Here is a 16,713-nt window from a genome sequence, read left to right on the forward strand (position 1 = left end):
GACCAGCCAATCTAGCTGTTAAGTGTTTTTTATCTCAGCAATCGCTTTGAGTTTACGAATGAATTGCTCTGCATGCTCTTCTTTTTCATAATTGAAATGATATTGATTGTGAAAGCCAAAACTAAGTTCCACTAAGGCATCTTTTAAAAACAAGGTGTAACCATCAAAATCGGTGCTCGCCTCTACCCCTTCAAGAAAGTAATGTTGGTCTGTTTTGCTGCCTTTTAAGCGAATGGTTTCAAATACTTTGAGAATAAATTTACTATCAATGTCATTTTTCATGTCTTAAACCTCAATATTAATCAAACAAGTTGGAACGATTATTTGTTATAGAACTTTCGGTATTGGTGATCTAATTCATCCCAGTAACAGAATAGTAGTATCTAAGCTAAGCCAAGTTGAACGTACTTTATGCCAAAACTCTGCCTGATATTGGGTGACCAATTGAGCCTTTCGCTGTCTGCCTTGCAGATGTTAGACAAGGACAGCGATCATATCATGCTGGCCGAACTCTATACAGAAAGCCATTATGTAAAACATAACAAATTAAAAATTGCCCTTATTTTTTCGGCTATGCGCCATTTTGCGCAGCAATTACGTGAAGCCGGTTATCACGTTGAATATTACGCATATGAAAATACAAAAGACCAGTTCTCAAGTTTTACTGATGCGGTCAAGCATCAACTCACTCAGCATTCATACACGCAGTTAATATGCACCGAGCCGGGTGAATATCGCGTCAACAAGGAAATGCAATCTTGGCATCACGACTTGGCCTTAGACATCCTTATCGAGCCCGATAACCGTTTTTTCTTCAGTCTTACGCAGATGCACAGCTGGTTTGCTGAGCGCAAAGTGCCACGTATGGAACATTTTTATCAATTTGCCCGCAAACAAACGGGTTTGTTGATGGAAGATAACAAACCATTAGGCGGCCGTTTTAATTTTGATAAAGAGAATCGCCACGCTTGGCAAGCAAACACGCCTTTGCCACCTACTCTTGAGCACCAACAAGATAAGATCACCCAAGAGGTTCTTAATCTTGTTGAGCAAGAGTTTAGCGACTTCCCTGGCAAACTAGAACGCTTTAATTTTGCTGTGACAAGGCAACAAGCCTTAGCGGCATTAGCGCATTTCATCAGCCATAAACTGCCGCAGTTTGGCCAGTTTCAAGACGCCTTATCAGATAAAAATAACACTCTATTTCATAGCTTAATTGCCAGTTATATCAACATTGGTTTGTTGTTACCTCAAGAGGTTTGCCAAGCCGCGATCGAGGCTTATCAAGATGAAAAGGCTCCCCTGAATGCAGTCGAAGGCTTTGTAAGACAAATTCTCGGCTGGCGTGAATATGTGCGCGGCTTGTATTGGTATGCAGGTGAGAGCTACAAAGAAAAAAACGCCTTAAATGCCACCACACCGCTACCTAGCTGGTTTTGGACCAGTAAGACGCAAATGCGCTGTGTCAGTCAGGCAATCAGTCATTCGCTAGATGATGCCTATGCCCACCATATTCAGCGACTAATGATTATTGGTAATTTCTCTTTATTGGCAGGTCTAGACGTTAAGCAAGTGTGTGATTGGTACTTAGCGGTTTACATTGATGCATTTGAATGGGTAGAGCTCCCCAATACCCTAGGTATGGCGCTGTATGCAGATGACGGTCTATTAGCCAGTAAACCCTACGCGGCGAGTGCCAACTACATTAACAAAATGGGCGATCACTGTGCTTCATGTCGTTATAACCCTAAATTAGTGACCGGGGCTAAAGCCTGTCCATTTAATGCCCTTTACTGGGATTTCATTCAACGTCATGAGAGCAAGTTTGCGCATAATCCCCGCATGGCATTAATGGTCAAACAGTGGCAGAAAAAGGATGTTAGCGACCAAAAAGCCATTGTTCAGTGGGCAACAAGTTTAATCGAGAAACTGGATCAAGTGTGATCAATCTAGTCTGGTTAAAACGAGATTTGCGGCTGTCAGACCATAAGCCCCTGTGGCAAGCTGTTGGGCAAGATATTCCCTTTGTCCTTGTCTATGTGTTTGAGAGCGATTATTGGCAGTTGCCTGATACCAGTGCCCGCCAATGGCAATTCATTTATGACAGCCTGCTAGAATTAAAACAGCAAGCCCAACGCTTAGGGGGGGATCTGTGGTTATTACAAGGTAATACCATTAAGTGTTTTGAACAGTTGCACCAACGTTTTAGCATAAAAAACATTTTCAGCCATGAGGAGACCGGCAATGATTGGACTTATCAACGCGACAAGCAACTTGGCCAGTGGTGTATTGCTCACAATATAAACTGGCAGCAATACCCACAATTTGCTGTCACCAGAGGCAAGCTCAATCGAGACAGTTGGGACAAGTTATGGCAGCAATTTATGTCGCAGCCTACTTTACCGGTACCTGATCTGCATCAGGCATTGGTGCAAGAGCCTTTATTCGGCTGCAGCGAAAACACCGCTTTAACCACTACCTCAAATACAGTAAATACATTGAATGAGCCATTGGATAAACTCACTTATCTAGGTAACGACACCCTTACTTGCGCTCAACCGCAGCGAGCGGGCAGTTTAGCCGCTAAGCGGGTACTTAATAGTTTTATTGAAAAACGCCATAAAGCGTATCTGATGTCGGTATCGAGTCCAATTAAAGGCCAACAAAATAGCAGTCGATTAAGTTGTTATCTGGCCTATGGCAACATTAGCTTGCGTGAAGTGGTGCATACAACTATTGCAGCCCTGCCTCACACAAATCAGCAACGGGCATTGACGGCCTTTAAATCGCGCTTGCACTGGCATTGCCATTTTATCCAAAAAATGGAAACCGAACCGCAATTAGAAAAACATGCCTTACACCAAAGTCTGCGTCTTTTACGTTCAGAAAGCTTTCAACAAGATGCATTTGACGCGTGGAAGAAAGGTTTAACCGGCGTGCCCTTTGTTGATGCCTGTATGCGCATGTTGCAGCACTATGGCTGGATTAATTTTCGCATGCGGGCCATGTTAATTTCTTTTTCGAGCTATCAACTTTGGCTACCATGGCAACAACCTGCGCAGCATCTTGCCCAGCAATTTACCGATTACGAACCGGGTATTCACTATCCGCAGATCCAAATGCAATCAGGTACAACGGGCATTAATCCTTTTCGTATTTATAACCCGGTCAAGCAAGGTGAACGCTTTGACCCCAAAGGCGAGTTTATTCGCCGCTGGGTGCCTGAGTTAGACACAATCAGTAGTGCCTATATTCATCAGCCGTGGTTAGCATCTGAGGCGCAACGAGGACACTACCCCAAACCAGCAATGGAGCCATTGCAGGGCGCACGTTTGGCCCGCAATACACTGTTTGAATACTATAAAAACCATGTTGAAAAAGAAGAAACGGCGCGGGTTATTCAAGTACATGCCAGTCGAGCCTTTCGAAAACGCATGCCCGCTAAACGCAAAACCACTTTAAACCATAAACAAATGAGCTTGTTTTGAACCCTATGATAAATACTGATGCTACTGCTGTACTATTGTTTCAACACAACTTAAGACTGCACGATAACCCAGCCTTAGTTGCCGCAGCCAAACATAAGCGTTTAATTTGTTTATATTGTTATGACGATTGGCAGTTCGACACTCAGTTTGGACTGAGTCATTGTGGCCCTCACCGAGCTGGGTTTATTTGGCAGAGTTTACAAGATTTAAGGGAAAAACTGCATAAACTCGGACAACACTTGTATATTGTTAAAGGTGCACTCAACGCTATCATGGCGCAAATTGAGCAACAAATACCCGAGTTGAACATTTATGTGCAAGCTCACGCTAGTCTTCAACAACATCAGCAGTTATGTCAGCTTACACAGCGCTTTAAATGTCATCTCATGCCCGGAAATACCCTACTTGATGCAGACCAGTTGCCCTTTGACTTATACTCACTGCCAAGTGTTTTCACGCGCTTTAGAAACAAAGTAGAAAAAAGTTGGCCTAAGTTGTCACCACTCGCCAGTCCCCTAGCCTTGCCTTTTGCACCCAAACTACATCTACCTTCACTGGATAGCTCGCCAACGCGCCAGATGGACAAACGTGATCCAAGACGGGCGCTGGATTTTGTGGGCGGAGAATCTGCAGCTTTAAGTCGACTTGACCACTACATTTGGCAAACAAAAGCGCTTCAGACTTATAAAGAAACCCGCAATCAGCTGCTTGGTAGTGACTATTCAAGTAAGTTTTCTCCTTGGCTAGCCACTGGATGTTTATCGGCTAAACACATTTATCAACAGGTCAAACTATTCGAAGCCAAACATGGCGCAAATGAATCCACCTACTGGTTGATTTTTGAATTACTGTGGCGCGATTATTTTGCTTTTAGTGCACAAAAAGACTTAGCGAGTGAGTCAGTCTTAGCAACAGAACAGCCCAAGAATAAACTGGGTTCGGTACAACAAAGGGCCTTTGAATCTTGGTGTCAGGGCAACACCGGCAATGATTTTGTCGACGCTAATATGCGCGAACTACTCCACAGCGGTTTTATGAGTAATCGGGGTCGGCAGAATGTGGCATCATATTTACTTAATGAACTTAATCTAGATTGGCGTTGGGGGGCGGCTTGGTTTGAACAACAATTAATCGATTTTGACCAAGCCAGCAACGTGGGTAATTGGCAATATATTGCGGGAATAAAGTCCCCCAATGGTGCGCGACGTTTTAACATTGCCTTGCAAACCGAGCAATACGATGGACAAGGTGCTTATCGGCGTCATTGGTTAAAGTCAGATTCAGCCGAGGAGGAATAGCGATAACGGCTGAAAACTGCGTAAATTGTGGTATCGCATCTATAGACATGCAGATAAAATTGTATCTAGAGCAAGAAGCAGTATGCCGATAGTTTGACCTAGGTGATTACTTAACAAAACTGCTAGCTTAATTAATAAATATGGTTACAATTTGAGACGAATCCGAACTGTTAGTCAGTCCGCCTTTGTCTCATTAAGTATTACAACTCTGTTAAGTTAAGGTAGTGAGAGATCAAAACCGCGCATAACCTCAAACAATTACTCGACTTTGATTCAGCTAAGTTGCTTTACAGCAATGGCTTTATCAGCATGTTGGCGACCCTGTTAACTGCTAGCATTCTGAATTTCGGTTTTCAAAATGAGCTAATCACGCAGAGCAAAACGATCTGGTGGATTTGCATGCTGGTGATCGTCTTTATTCGACTCATCGATATTGCTGAATGGACTTTTCGCAGCAGTAAATCTCAGTTTGTCAGTGGTAAGGTCGGTATAGTACGATTTTCTGCAGGAAGTATTGTGACTGCCCTAGGCTGGGCAAGTTTCTGTGTTTTATTTATTGAAGATCTGATCATGGTCGAATATGCGACCACTGTAATGATTATTTCCTCAATCGCCGGTGGTTCGCCTACTGTGTTAGCTGCCAGTCGAAATTTATCTATTATTTTTTCAACCTTATTGATGATTCCCCTCTCGACAGTTAGTCTTCTAGCCACCGAACAATATCAAAATTATTTGGGACTTTTAGGCTTTGTGTTTTATACCATTATGGTAGCGTCGAGCTTAAAAGTATCGAGTTTTACCCGCGAAGCCCTGCGTGTAAAAAATCAAAACATACAACTTCGCAACGAAGTGGCTAACAAAGGCAATTTAGTTTCTACGGTCAATGTGGAGTTAGAAAATGCCACCACTAAACTCAACGATATTAACCAAGATTTAGAATTAGAAGTCAAAAAACGCACAGAGAAAATATTTCAACTGAGTAATGTTGACAGCTTAACTGGGCTAAAAAATCGCAAGGCCTTTACTGCTCAATTAGATGTATTAATTGAAAAGGCTGTATCTAACGGCTCACCCGTTGCTTTGTTGTTTATCGACTTGGATGGTTTTAAGAAAATTAACGATACGATGGGCCATCAAATAGGTGACCGCACTTTAATCGAAGTGGCTAATCGTTTGGCCGCATTTTCTGATCTCGAACGAACCGGACGCTGGGGAGGTGATGAGTTTTTAGTTGCCCTGCCTTATAGCGATCAAACTACGGCCATGTCTATCGCCAGTGCGATGATGACCAGTGTAGCGCAACCTATCCATGTTAGCGGCAATGAACTTTATCTAACCGCCTCAATCGGCATAGCCTTGGCTCCAGTGCATAGTTTAAATGCTGAAGATTTGATTCAATTGGCTGATTTGACCATGTGTGAACAAAAGCAGTCCGCCCAGCGTAAACCGCGGATATTTTCAACCGAGTTAAAAAGTAAGATTGAAGCGTCACAAATGATCCTTGAAGGCCTACAACACGCCTTAGAAAGAAAAGAATTGTATTTATGTTATCAACCCATTCAATGTGCCAAAGAGAATACATCTTGGGCCTTTGAAGCTCTGTTACGCTGGAATTTTAATGGTAAATTTATCGGACCAGATGTGTTTATTCCTCTGGCTGAAAAATCAGGTTTAATCAAGGAAATAGGCACATGGGTGCTTAATCGCGCCTGTATGGATGCCAAACATTGGCAATTCAATCAAACCGCAGCGGTGTCGGTGAACGTATCAGTCATCCAATTAATGGATGATGGTTTTATTCGCACACTCGACAATATTCTGCGCAGTAGTGGCCTGCCTCCTGAGCGTTTGCATTTAGAAATCACGGAATCAACCTTTGTTGATAACGAAAAGAAAATTCGCGCACAATTAGAACAAATTCAGAACCGTAATATTCATGTTTCTATTGATGACTTTGGCACCGGCTATTCTTCACTATCACAACTACAGACCTTGCCAGTTAATTACGTGAAAATTGATAAAGCCTTTGTGGATAATATTGAAGGTAAGGGTGAGGCTATTATTCGTGCAACCCTGTTTATTGCCCGCGAGCTACACTGTAAAACAGTGGCTGAAGGCGTTGAGACCAAAGAACAAGCTATGGCACTGTCTGCTATGGGCGTAGATTTTTTGCAAGGTTATTATTTTGCCAAACCCATGAAAAACGAAGATTTAATCGTATGGCAAAATCCTATCTCTAGCTTTTCTGACTAAGTAAGCTGAGTTTTGATTAAGTAAACAACCCCGCTTTCACATTTTAATTTGCCTGCAAGATTGGCAAACTAACATTTTTGTATTTTGGATATCCTATGGCCCAACTGTACTTTTATTATTCAGCAATGAATGCAGGTAAATCCACATCACTGCTGCAATCTGCTTACAACTACGCAGAACGAGGCATGAATGCCGAGATTTATACCGCTGCCTTAGATAACCGTTTTGGAGAGGGCCAAGTGGCGTCACGCATTGGTTTAAAAGCAACAGCGCATTTATTTAACTCCCAGTCGCAACTTTGGAATGAAATAAGTCAACTACACGCTAAAAAACCCATTCATTGTCTATTTATTGATGAAGCGCAATTTCTAAACAAACAGCAAGTGCAGCAGTTAATCGCGGTGGTGGATGAATTAGATGTGCCTGTTTTAGCTTATGGCCTGCGCACTGACTTTTTGGGTGAAACCTTTGAAGGCAGTCGGTATTTACTGGCTTGGGCAGACAAACTGATTGAGCTAAAAACCGTTTGTCACTGTGGCCGCAAAGCCAATTTTGTGGTGCGTATTGACCAAAATGGCCAAGCGGCAAAAGAAGGTGAACAAGTAGAAGTGGGTGGTAATGATCGTTATGAGTCTATGTGCCGCAAACACTTTAGAGAGCTAGTTTGGTAAAGTAAATTCAGCATCAAAAAAGGCGCCGTAATTCGGCGCCTTTTTGTATTTTGTATCTCGGTGAATTATGGACGTAAGGCCTTTTCACCTCGAGCTAAACCACAAATACCTGTGCGTGAAGCTTCAATAATCTCAGTGCTTTGACTCATCGTATGAGAAAATGCGTCTAGCTTGTCGCTGGTACCCGTCACTTGAATGGTGTAGTTGTTACTATCTACATCGACAATTTGGGCACGATAGATATCCACGTTACGGTGAATTTCAGAGCGCACTACTTCACTGCGTGTTGCCACTTTAATTAGCATTAATTCGCGTTCAACATGACTACCATCAGTTAACTCAACCACTTTGAGCACGTCGATAAGCTTATTCACCTGTTTAGTGATTTGCTCAATGACTTTGTCATCGGCTTGGGTGGTTATGGTTAAACGTGACAAGCTCTTGTCATCAGTTGGTGCTACACATAAAGAATCAACGTTGTAGCCGCGCTGGGAAAACACGCCCACTATACGTGACAAAGCTCCAGGAGCGTTTTCCATTAAAACTGATAAAATACGTTTCATTAGGTGCGCTCCGTTTTGCTTAATCTCATATCATCCATAGCACCGAACTTAATTTGCATGGGGTAAACATGTTCATTTTGATCGATTTCAATGTCCATAAACACCAATCTATCTTTCATCGCAAAACAACGCGCCATTGCTTCGTCTAAGTCAGCTGGGTCGGTTACACGAATACCCACATGACCATAGGCTTCTGCCAACTTAACAAAGTCAGGCATTGAATCCATGTATGAATGAGAATGGCGACCTTTATAATTCATGTCTTGCCACTGCCTAACCATGCCCAAAGCGCGGTTATTCAATGAAATAATTTTGATAGGCAAATTGTATTGCATACAAGTAGCCAATTCTTGAATATTCATTTGAATACTACCATCGCCGGTAATGACAAGAGAAGTTGCATCAGGATGCGCCATCTGTACGCCCATGGCGGCAGGTAGACCAAAGCCCATAGTGCCTAGGCCGCCAGAGTTAATCCAACGACGAGGTTTGGCAAAGGGATAATATAAAGCTGCAAACATTTGATGCTGGCCTACGTCGGAGCTAACATAGGCATCGCCTTTGGTATGTTTATATACCGACTCAATGACTTCTTGTGGTTTGATTAGTTTACTGTCTTTTTGATAGGCCAAACAATCTCGAGCACGCCATTGATCAATTTGTTGCCACCAGTCGGCTAACTTTGCTTTTTGCGCTTTGCTGTCAACTTTGCCCATAGTGTCGAGTAACTGTTCAGCGACTTTATCAATGCTACCAACGACAGGAACATGCACTGCAACAGTTTTAGAAATTGAAGCGGGATCAATATCTACATGGATGATCGTGGCATGAGGACAAAATTTTGCCACATTATTGGTTACACGATCATCAAAACGAGCGCCCAAGGCCAAAATACAATCGGCGTTATGCATCGCTTTATTTGCTTCCAAACGGCCGTGCATACCTAACATGCCCACAAACTGCTCGTGCACACTTGAAAACGCACCTAAGCCCATCAAGGTCGAGGTCACAGGTGCTTGTAATTTTTCAGCTATCTGAGTAACGAGTTCACAAGCTTCCGCAATGATTGTTCCGCCGCCAACATAAATTACCGGACGTTTTGCTTCAAGTAAGGTGGCAACGGCTTTCTTAATTTGTTTATTGTGACCTTTTAGCGTCGGATTATACGAGCGCATGGTGACATCTGTCGGGAACACATAAGGATGTTCATCTTGTACGTTAACGATGTCTTTGGGTAGGTCAACCACCACGGGACCTGGACGACCCGTACTGGCAATATAATAGGCTTTGGCAATCGCTTCAGGAATATCAACCGCACGTTTAACTAAAAAACTGTGCTTAACGATAGGGCGAGAACACCCCACCATATCGGTTTCTTGAAACGCATCTTCACCAATATGCATTGATGGTACTTGCCCCGATAGGATAACCATAGGAATGGAATCCATGTAAGCAGTTGCAATGCCCGTCAAGGTATTGGTTGCGCCTGGGCCTGAGGTTACCAAGACTGTGCCGGTTAAACCGGTTGAACGTGCGTAACCATCAGCCATATGTGCTGCAGCTTGTTCATGACGGACGAGTACATGTTCGACATCTGTTTGTGCATATAATGCATCATAGATATCAAGTACGGCACCACCTGGGTAACCGAAAACATGTTTAACCCCTATATCTTTTAGCGTTCGCACAACCATGGCGGCGCCTGACATCATTTCCATCAAAAACTCTCCCAAATTTCAAAACTAATAACAATATAACTCAACGAACGAAAACTATACTTGAGCGAAGAGGAAGATAAAACAGTAAAAACAAGAAAAGCGAGATATATATCCCAATATTGCAATATATTAGGATATATATTCTAAAATGAAGGTAATTTAGTCAACTAATAGGATGAAACATCAAGTTTTGCTAAACCTGTATTAATCATCCATTTCGATTTCTAAATCACTGTCTTCGACTACGGTATCTTCATCATCACTTAAGGAAGTACGATGCGATCCATAAATACTGCCCATTTTAGGACGGTTAATTCGCTTCTGATATTTAACCCACGCTTTTTCAGCCGCAGTCTCAGGCGCTTTTTGTCCGTGAATGGCAGCTAAATACCCTTCATCTTCTGCATTTTCAGGACCAATTTTAGCATCTGCTAAGGCAGCAATTAAACAGCCATATTGGCTTAACGCTTTGCTTTCACTAATTGAAAAATCTCCAGAACGCGAAAAACCATAAGGATAATTTTTTGTGTCACTGAAGGCACGAGCAAGCAAAGATTCTCTAGTAAGTTTTGTCATCACAACACCCACAAAATAAAGTTAAAATAACGAAGTTAAAGATCATTGATCTTTGGTTTGCTTTATAATTTAAAACGAGATTCTGTCAACGTTTAATTCAGTTTATTTAGTGCTAATGAATATGTTTTTTGACATAAGTCTTTTAGGGAGCAAACCTAAAGCCCCTCTATCGCTAGCCCGCCGCCAAAAACTCGATAAATCGAGACTAAATGAGCAAAGCTTTGCAGTTGCACTTGGGCTTGTTGATCGCGGCTGCGCAGCCAATCTCGCTCAGCATCGAGTAAGTCATAAAACTCACCATTGCCCGCCTCGTATCGTACCCGCGAAATGATCATGGCTTGCGTGCTTGAAGTATACTGTTGGTTTTTGATTAACTGCTGTTCTCGGCTCAAATTATAGGTATCAACTGCTGATTGAATTTCGTTGACCGCTTTTATTACCTGTTGTTCAAAATGGGCGAGTGATATCTGTGCACTAGCATTGGCGGCTTTTAATTGTGCTTTAACCGAGCCCAAATCAACGCCCACCCAAGAAAGTTGCGGCGCCACTGACCAAGCTTGTGAATGACCAACAAGAGATAACCCTGGGGCTGATACAAATCCCAAAAAGCCTGAAACTGACAAATTAGGATACAAATCTGCAGTAACGATACCAATATTGGCGGTACTTGCTGCTAAATTACGCTCTGCACTGGCGACATCAGCGCGATAGCGCAAGTAATTTTTACTATCGTCAATCGCTACGGGTTGGCTTAACTGTGGTAGCCCCGCATGCTCGCTTATGTTGAGTTGGCCAGGACCATAAGCTAACAGTGCAGATAAGGCGCTCTGAGCTTCGCTTAATACACTTTGGAAAAACGGTAACGAGGCCTTTATTTCATCATATTGAGTATCAATACGAGCTAATTCATAATCAGACGCTAATCCGGCCTTTACCCTAAGGTTGACGATGTCACGAGTCTGCTGCAAATTTTGTAAATTCTGCTCAGCAATAACTAAGCGTTTTTGCGCGCTACGGTATTGTCCGTAAGACGACGCCACCTGACTAATAATATCGACCTGAGCGTCATGCCATAATAAGTGCGCATCTTCTGCATTTGCTGCAGCAGCTTGGCTAGCTCGCTCAATTTTGCCATATAAATCTGCATCCCACGATAGATTGCCGCCCAGCGTCCATCCTCGACTTACGGTATTATCGTCAATACTGGAGACACTTTTGTTTTTACTGACTTGAAAACCGCCCTCTCCTTTGACTATGGGTAATTTATCGTTAGAAGCATCGGTAAAAATTGCCGCGGCTCTGAGTACATTTGCCTTAGCTTTGACTAAATTGCGGTTTTGCGCCAGCGCAATAGTTATTAAGCGATTAAGCTGTGTATCGTCAAATGCCTGCCACCACGTGTTTGCGTGTATTGCTTGTTGATAAGGCGCATCAATTTCAATACTGCCCACCTGCTGCGGTGCAACATAGTCAGGGCCAACTACGCATCCCGCCACTAAACTCAATGTTGCCGCCAAAGTCGTCAAACGCTTGAATTTAATCACGTTGTAGAGCCTCCACTGCTGAAGTTGTTGTCGGCGTATGTAGCCGCTTATTATCATCACGCTTGGCCAACACATAATAAAATAAAGGAGTAAGGACTAGACCAAATAAAGTTACGCCAATCATGCCTGAGAACACTGCAACGCCCATCGCATGGCGCATCTCTGCACCAGCGCCACTGGAGAACACCATAGGCACCACCCCCATAATAAAAGCAATTGAGGTCATCAGTATGGGCCGCAGACGCAAGCGGCCCGCCTCTAAAATCGCTTGTTTGGCCTGCATACCCTGATCTTGCAGTTCCTTAGCAAATTCGACGATCAATATGGCATTTTTGGTCGCTAGCCCCACCAGCACAATCAGCCCTATTTGGGTAAAGATGTTATTATCGCCTCCGGTTATAAGTACGCCACTTAGTGCAGATAGTAAGGTCATCGGAATAATCAAAATGATGGCCAATGGTAAGGTTAAACTCTCGTACTGCGCTGCTAACACCATAAATACCAGTAAGATAATCAAGGGAAAAATAAACATGCCCGCATTGCCTGCTAGAATTTGCTGATAAGTAAGTTCAGTCCACTCATACGTCATGCCATTAGGTAATGTCTCGGCCAAAATTTTCTCAATAGCCGCCTGGGCCTCGCCACTACTAAAACCCACAGCAGCCCCGCCGTTGAGTTCAGCAGTAGTAAAACCGTTATAGTGCATAACGCGATCGGGGCCGGCGCTATCGGTCACTTTAATAAATGAACCTAGCGGTATCATTTGGCCTTGCTCACTGCGCACCTTTAGCTGACTAATCTGCTCAGCTGTTTGGCGGAACTGTTCATCAGCCTGCATATTGACCTGATAGGTGCGACCGAATTGATTAAAGTCATTCACATAGACCGAGCCCATGTAGGCCTGCAGAGTTTGAAATACTTCATCAAGTGAAACCGATTGTTGCTTGGCTTTGGTTCGGTCGATGTCTAAGTCCAATTGCGGTACATTGACTTGGTAACTGGAAAAAACACCGCTCAGTTCGGGCGTCGCCCAAGCTTTTTGCATAACTTGCATCGTGACCTTATACAACTCTTCATAACCATAATTTGCACGGTCTTGAATTTGTAATCTGAAACCACCGATGGTTCCCAATCCTTGCACCGGTGGTGGTGGGAAGATGGCAATAAACGCACCTTCAATAGCGGCAAATTTTTGATTTAACTCGGCTGCAATCGCAGTCGCTGATAATGAAGGGTCTTGTCTGAGACTAAAATCATCTAATGGGGTAAATACAATTCCGCTATTGGGACTATTAGTAAAACCGTTGATACTTAAGCCTGGAAAAGCTACTGAATGAGCTACGCCCGGCTGGGCTAGGGCAATATCTGACATCTGTTTAACCACCGCTTCAGTGCGCTCTAATGAAGAAGCATCAGGTAGTTGAGCAAAAGCCACCAGATATTGTTTGTCTTGACCCGGCACATAACCCGTTGGTGTATTGGCAAATTGCAAACCCGTTAAGGCTAATAAAGCGACGTATACCACAGCAACAATAGCGCCAAAACGGATGACTTTACGTACCAGCCAACCGTATCCATCTGACAGACGACTGAAAAAGCGATTAAAGGGGGCAAAGACCCACCGACCCAATATGTTATCCATAATACGCGTTAGTCGGTCTTTTTTCTCATTTGGGCCTTTGAGCAATAAAGCTGATAAGGCTGGGCTTAGGGTCAAGGAATTTAAGGCCGATATAAAAGTAGAGATGGTGATGGTTAAGGCAAACTGCTTGTAAAATTGGCCAGTCAAACCCGACATAAAGGCCGTTGGGATAAATACTGCAGCCAGAACTAAGGTAGTCGCTACAATAGGCCCTGTGACTTCTTTCATGGCTTTTTGCGTGGCGGCAACAGGTGATAGGCCATCAGCAATATTACGCTCTACGTTTTCTACCACCACAATGGCATCGTCCACTACGATACCAATGGCGAGGACTAAACCAAATAACGATAGGGCATTAAGCGAAAAGCCAAGCAAGTGCATAAAAGCAAAGGTACCGACCAACGAGACCGGAACGGCCACCAAAGGAATAATAGACGCGCGCCATGTTTGTAAAAACAACACCACAACCAAGACCACCAGCAAAATAGCTTCAAACAAGGTTTTAATAACCGCATCAATTGAACCGCGCACAAATACGGTTGGATCGTAAACAATGTCGTAACTTAAACCATCGGGAAAGGACCTCGCCAGTTCAGCCATTTTAACTCTTACATCGTCGGATATTTGAATCGCATTCGACCCAGAAGCCTGAAAAACCGGTAAAGCTACCGCATATTGATTATCTAACATTGAACGTAAAGCGTAAGTAGACGCCCCTAACTCAACTCGCGAAACCTCTTTTAAGCGGGTAATTTCTCCGCGCTCGCCGACTTTTATAATGATATTTTCAAATTCTTCGACGCTATTAAGGCGACCTTTCACATTGATGAGTAATTGAAAATCGGACTCACCACTTGGCTGGGCGCCTAGACTACCAGCGGCGGCTTGCTGATTTTGCTCACGAATGGCCGCGGTGATTTGGCTAGGAGATAACCCCAAGGCCGCAACTTTATTTGGGTCAAGCCAAACACGCATACTGTATTCGCCGGCGCCAAACAGTCTGACCGCGCCAACACCTTCGATTCGAGCCAGCTCGTCTTTTACATTCAAGGCGGCATAATTTGACAAATATAATCGGTCGTAACGCTCATCGGGCGAGGTCAAATGCACCACCATAGTTAAATCTGGCGATGACTTTGCGGTGACTATGCCTAAACGTTGAACTTCTTGGGGTAAGCGTGGCTTGGCACGATCAACTCGGCTTTGTACCTGTGACTGTGCGCGATCGACATCAGTGCCTATGGCAAAGGTAACAGTTAAGGTCATTCGACCGTCAGAGGTTGCTTGTGAAGACATATACAGCATATCTTCAACCCCATTGATTTCTTGCTCTAATGGCGATGCAACTGTTTCAGCTATGACCTTAGGATTGGCGCCAGGATAGTTGGCAGTTACTACCACAGTCGGTGGCACGACTTCTGGATATTCAGTAATTGGCAATTGCCAAACCGCAAGTGCCCCGGCAATAAAAAACAACAGTGAAAGGACAGCTGCAAAAATAGGCCGCCTAATAAAAAATTGAGATAACATGATGTTTCCTATTAACTACGAGTGACAGAATCATCAGTCTTAGCTGTGAGCTCTGTTTGTGTTTGGTCAAGCAGCAGTTGTGCGTTACGAATATTACTGAGGGTTTCTTGATCGCTCATTTCAACTAGGTTTGGCTGAATTTGCATATTAGGCCTGACTCGCTGCAGACCGTTGACCACTATTTTATCGTTCGCAGTGAGCCCATCAGTAACAATACGCAGGCCATTGAGTTTGTCTCCCAATGTAATGGCTCGATATTCTAGCGTTTGCTCATTAAGTACCAATACATATTTATTACTTAAGTCTGTACCAATCGCTTTTTCATCAATCAAAATACCTTGATAAGACTTACTACCCACCAGCTTTAAGTGAGCAAACAACCCTGGGATCAATTGATTATTTTCATTTGAAAAAATAGCTCTGACTCGGATAGTGCCAGTTTGTTGATTGACGCGATTATCGACAAAATCTACTTGGCCAATGTGCTTATATTGCGTTTCATTCGCTAAGGCCATGTAAACTGGGTTGGCTTTGTCATCACGGGCATCCGCACGCTGTCCAGTATTGGCTAATTGTGCATATTTCAAATAGGTTTGCTCATCAATATCAAAATAAGCATACATCTGTTCAGTTGAAACAATCTGAGTGAGCTTACTTTGCCCAGCAGTAACAAAATTACCGGCAGTGATTTGCGCATACGAGACCCGACCACTAATGGGTGACTTAATTTTTGTATAGGATAGGTCGAGTTCTGCACGCGTTAAGGCCGCCTGTACTGAGGCCACCGCAGCTTTTGATTGCTGCTGCGCGGCACGACGACTATCCACTAACTCTGCTGACATGGCTTTTTGCACCGCTAACTGCTGTGCACGACTAAAGTTAGCGGTGGCTAAGTCAACGGCAGTTTGAGCACTTTGCAACTCTGCTTTTAAACGCGCTACTTCAGCAGCGAATGCGCGATCATCAATTACAAACAACAATTGACCTTCTTTGACCAACGCACCTTCACTAAAGGTTACTGTATCAATATAACCAGAAACTCGAGGCACAAGTTCTACCGTTTGTGGGGCTTGAAGGCGACCGGTAAATTCATCCCATTCTGTTACGCGCTCATTTAATACTTGAGCGACAGACACTTGAGGAAGGCTTTGGGTTTGTACTTGCGATTGGCTTTGGTCGTCGCCACAGGCCGTCAACACTATTGACACAATACTTCCCAGTGCAATTGCCTTTAGTGTTTTGCTAATCCTCATTGTATTTCTCTCCGCTCTTAGCTTACTTTTTAGATGAATAAATATTTGCTAGCACAAGTTATGTACCATACGGTACAATATATATTGAAATGCAAAACAGTCAATCTGATTTTGTACTGATTGGTAAGTAATTATAAATCTATGCTAGAAATAAATGAAATGACGAAAGCATAAGTT

Annotated in this window: 12 protein-coding genes; 5 read left to right on the forward strand and 7 right to left on the reverse strand. The window is 43.4% G+C overall.

Annotated elements, in window-relative coordinates; genetic code table 11:
* Positions 1–18 precede the first annotated feature (18 nt).
* The gene (locus ABKW31_RS13150) at positions 19–282 is read right to left on the reverse strand and encodes a DUF3081 domain-containing protein (RefSeq protein ID WP_348616967.1); all 264 of its coding nucleotides are present in this window, start codon (positions 280–282) and stop codon (positions 19–21) included.
* Between the two features lie 129 nt (positions 283–411).
* Between ABKW31_RS13150 and ABKW31_RS13155 the strand changes: the two genes are divergently transcribed.
* The 5 genes from ABKW31_RS13155 to ABKW31_RS13175 all read left to right on the forward strand — a co-directional run bounded on the left by ABKW31_RS13155 (position 412) and on the right by ABKW31_RS13175 (position 7,710).
* Positions 412–1,944, forward strand: coding sequence for a cryptochrome/photolyase family protein (locus ABKW31_RS13155; protein WP_348616969.1), 1,533 nt, complete (start codon positions 412–414; stop codon positions 1,942–1,944).
* Complete coding sequence (locus tag ABKW31_RS13160; RefSeq protein WP_348616970.1) at positions 1,941–3,488, forward strand: deoxyribodipyrimidine photo-lyase; 1,548 nt, start codon at positions 1,941–1,943, stop codon at positions 3,486–3,488. Before ABKW31_RS13155 ends, ABKW31_RS13160 begins: the two co-directional genes overlap by 4 nt.
* Positions 3,489–3,493: 5 nt before the next feature.
* Positions 3,494–4,786, forward strand: a complete 1,293-nt coding sequence (locus ABKW31_RS13165) for a DASH family cryptochrome (RefSeq protein ID WP_348617033.1) — start codon at positions 3,494–3,496, stop codon at positions 4,784–4,786.
* Between the two features lie 399 nt (positions 4,787–5,185).
* The gene (locus ABKW31_RS13170; protein ID WP_348616972.1) at positions 5,186–7,039 is read left to right on the forward strand and encodes an EAL domain-containing protein; all 1,854 of its coding nucleotides are present in this window, start codon (positions 5,186–5,188) and stop codon (positions 7,037–7,039) included.
* Between the two features lie 95 nt (positions 7,040–7,134).
* The gene (locus ABKW31_RS13175) at positions 7,135–7,710 is read left to right on the forward strand and encodes a thymidine kinase (RefSeq protein WP_348616974.1); all 576 of its coding nucleotides are present in this window, start codon (positions 7,135–7,137) and stop codon (positions 7,708–7,710) included.
* A gap of 65 nt (positions 7,711–7,775) precedes the next feature.
* Here ABKW31_RS13175 and ilvN read toward each other — a convergent pair whose 3' ends face one another.
* The 6 genes from ilvN to ABKW31_RS13205 form a co-directional block, all read right to left on the reverse strand.
* Positions 7,776–8,273 (reverse strand): acetolactate synthase small subunit, encoded by a 498-nt coding sequence (gene ilvN, locus ABKW31_RS13180; RefSeq protein WP_348616975.1) that lies wholly within the window; start codon positions 8,271–8,273, stop codon positions 7,776–7,778.
* Entirely contained in the window at positions 8,273–9,991 is a 1,719-nt protein-coding gene (locus ABKW31_RS13185) for an acetolactate synthase 3 large subunit (RefSeq protein ID WP_348616977.1), read from the reverse strand. Before ABKW31_RS13185 ends, ilvN begins: the two co-directional genes overlap by 1 nt.
* A 204-nt stretch (positions 9,992–10,195) precedes the next feature.
* On the reverse strand, positions 10,196–10,567 hold the full coding sequence (locus tag ABKW31_RS13190; protein ID WP_348616978.1) for a DUF413 domain-containing protein: 372 nt from the start codon (positions 10,565–10,567) through the stop codon (positions 10,196–10,198).
* Between the two features lie 155 nt (positions 10,568–10,722).
* The gene (locus tag ABKW31_RS13195) at positions 10,723–12,111 is read right to left on the reverse strand and encodes a TolC family protein (protein ID WP_348616980.1); all 1,389 of its coding nucleotides are present in this window, start codon (positions 12,109–12,111) and stop codon (positions 10,723–10,725) included.
* Positions 12,104–15,283 carry a multidrug efflux RND transporter permease subunit gene (locus ABKW31_RS13200; protein WP_348616981.1) on the reverse strand — a complete coding sequence of 1,060 codons (3,180 nt, stop codon included), beginning with the start codon at positions 15,281–15,283 and terminating at the stop codon, positions 12,104–12,106. The genes ABKW31_RS13195 and ABKW31_RS13200 overlap by 8 nt, the downstream gene beginning before the upstream one ends.
* A gap of 11 nt (positions 15,284–15,294) precedes the next feature.
* On the reverse strand, positions 15,295–16,536 hold the full coding sequence (locus ABKW31_RS13205; RefSeq protein ID WP_348616983.1) for an efflux RND transporter periplasmic adaptor subunit: 1,242 nt from the start codon (positions 16,534–16,536) through the stop codon (positions 15,295–15,297).
* Between the last annotated feature and the right edge of the window lie 177 nt (positions 16,537–16,713).

Source organism: Paraglaciecola sp. 25GB23A (assembly GCF_040012495.1).
Lineage (GTDB): Bacteria > Pseudomonadota > Gammaproteobacteria > Enterobacterales > Alteromonadaceae > Paraglaciecola.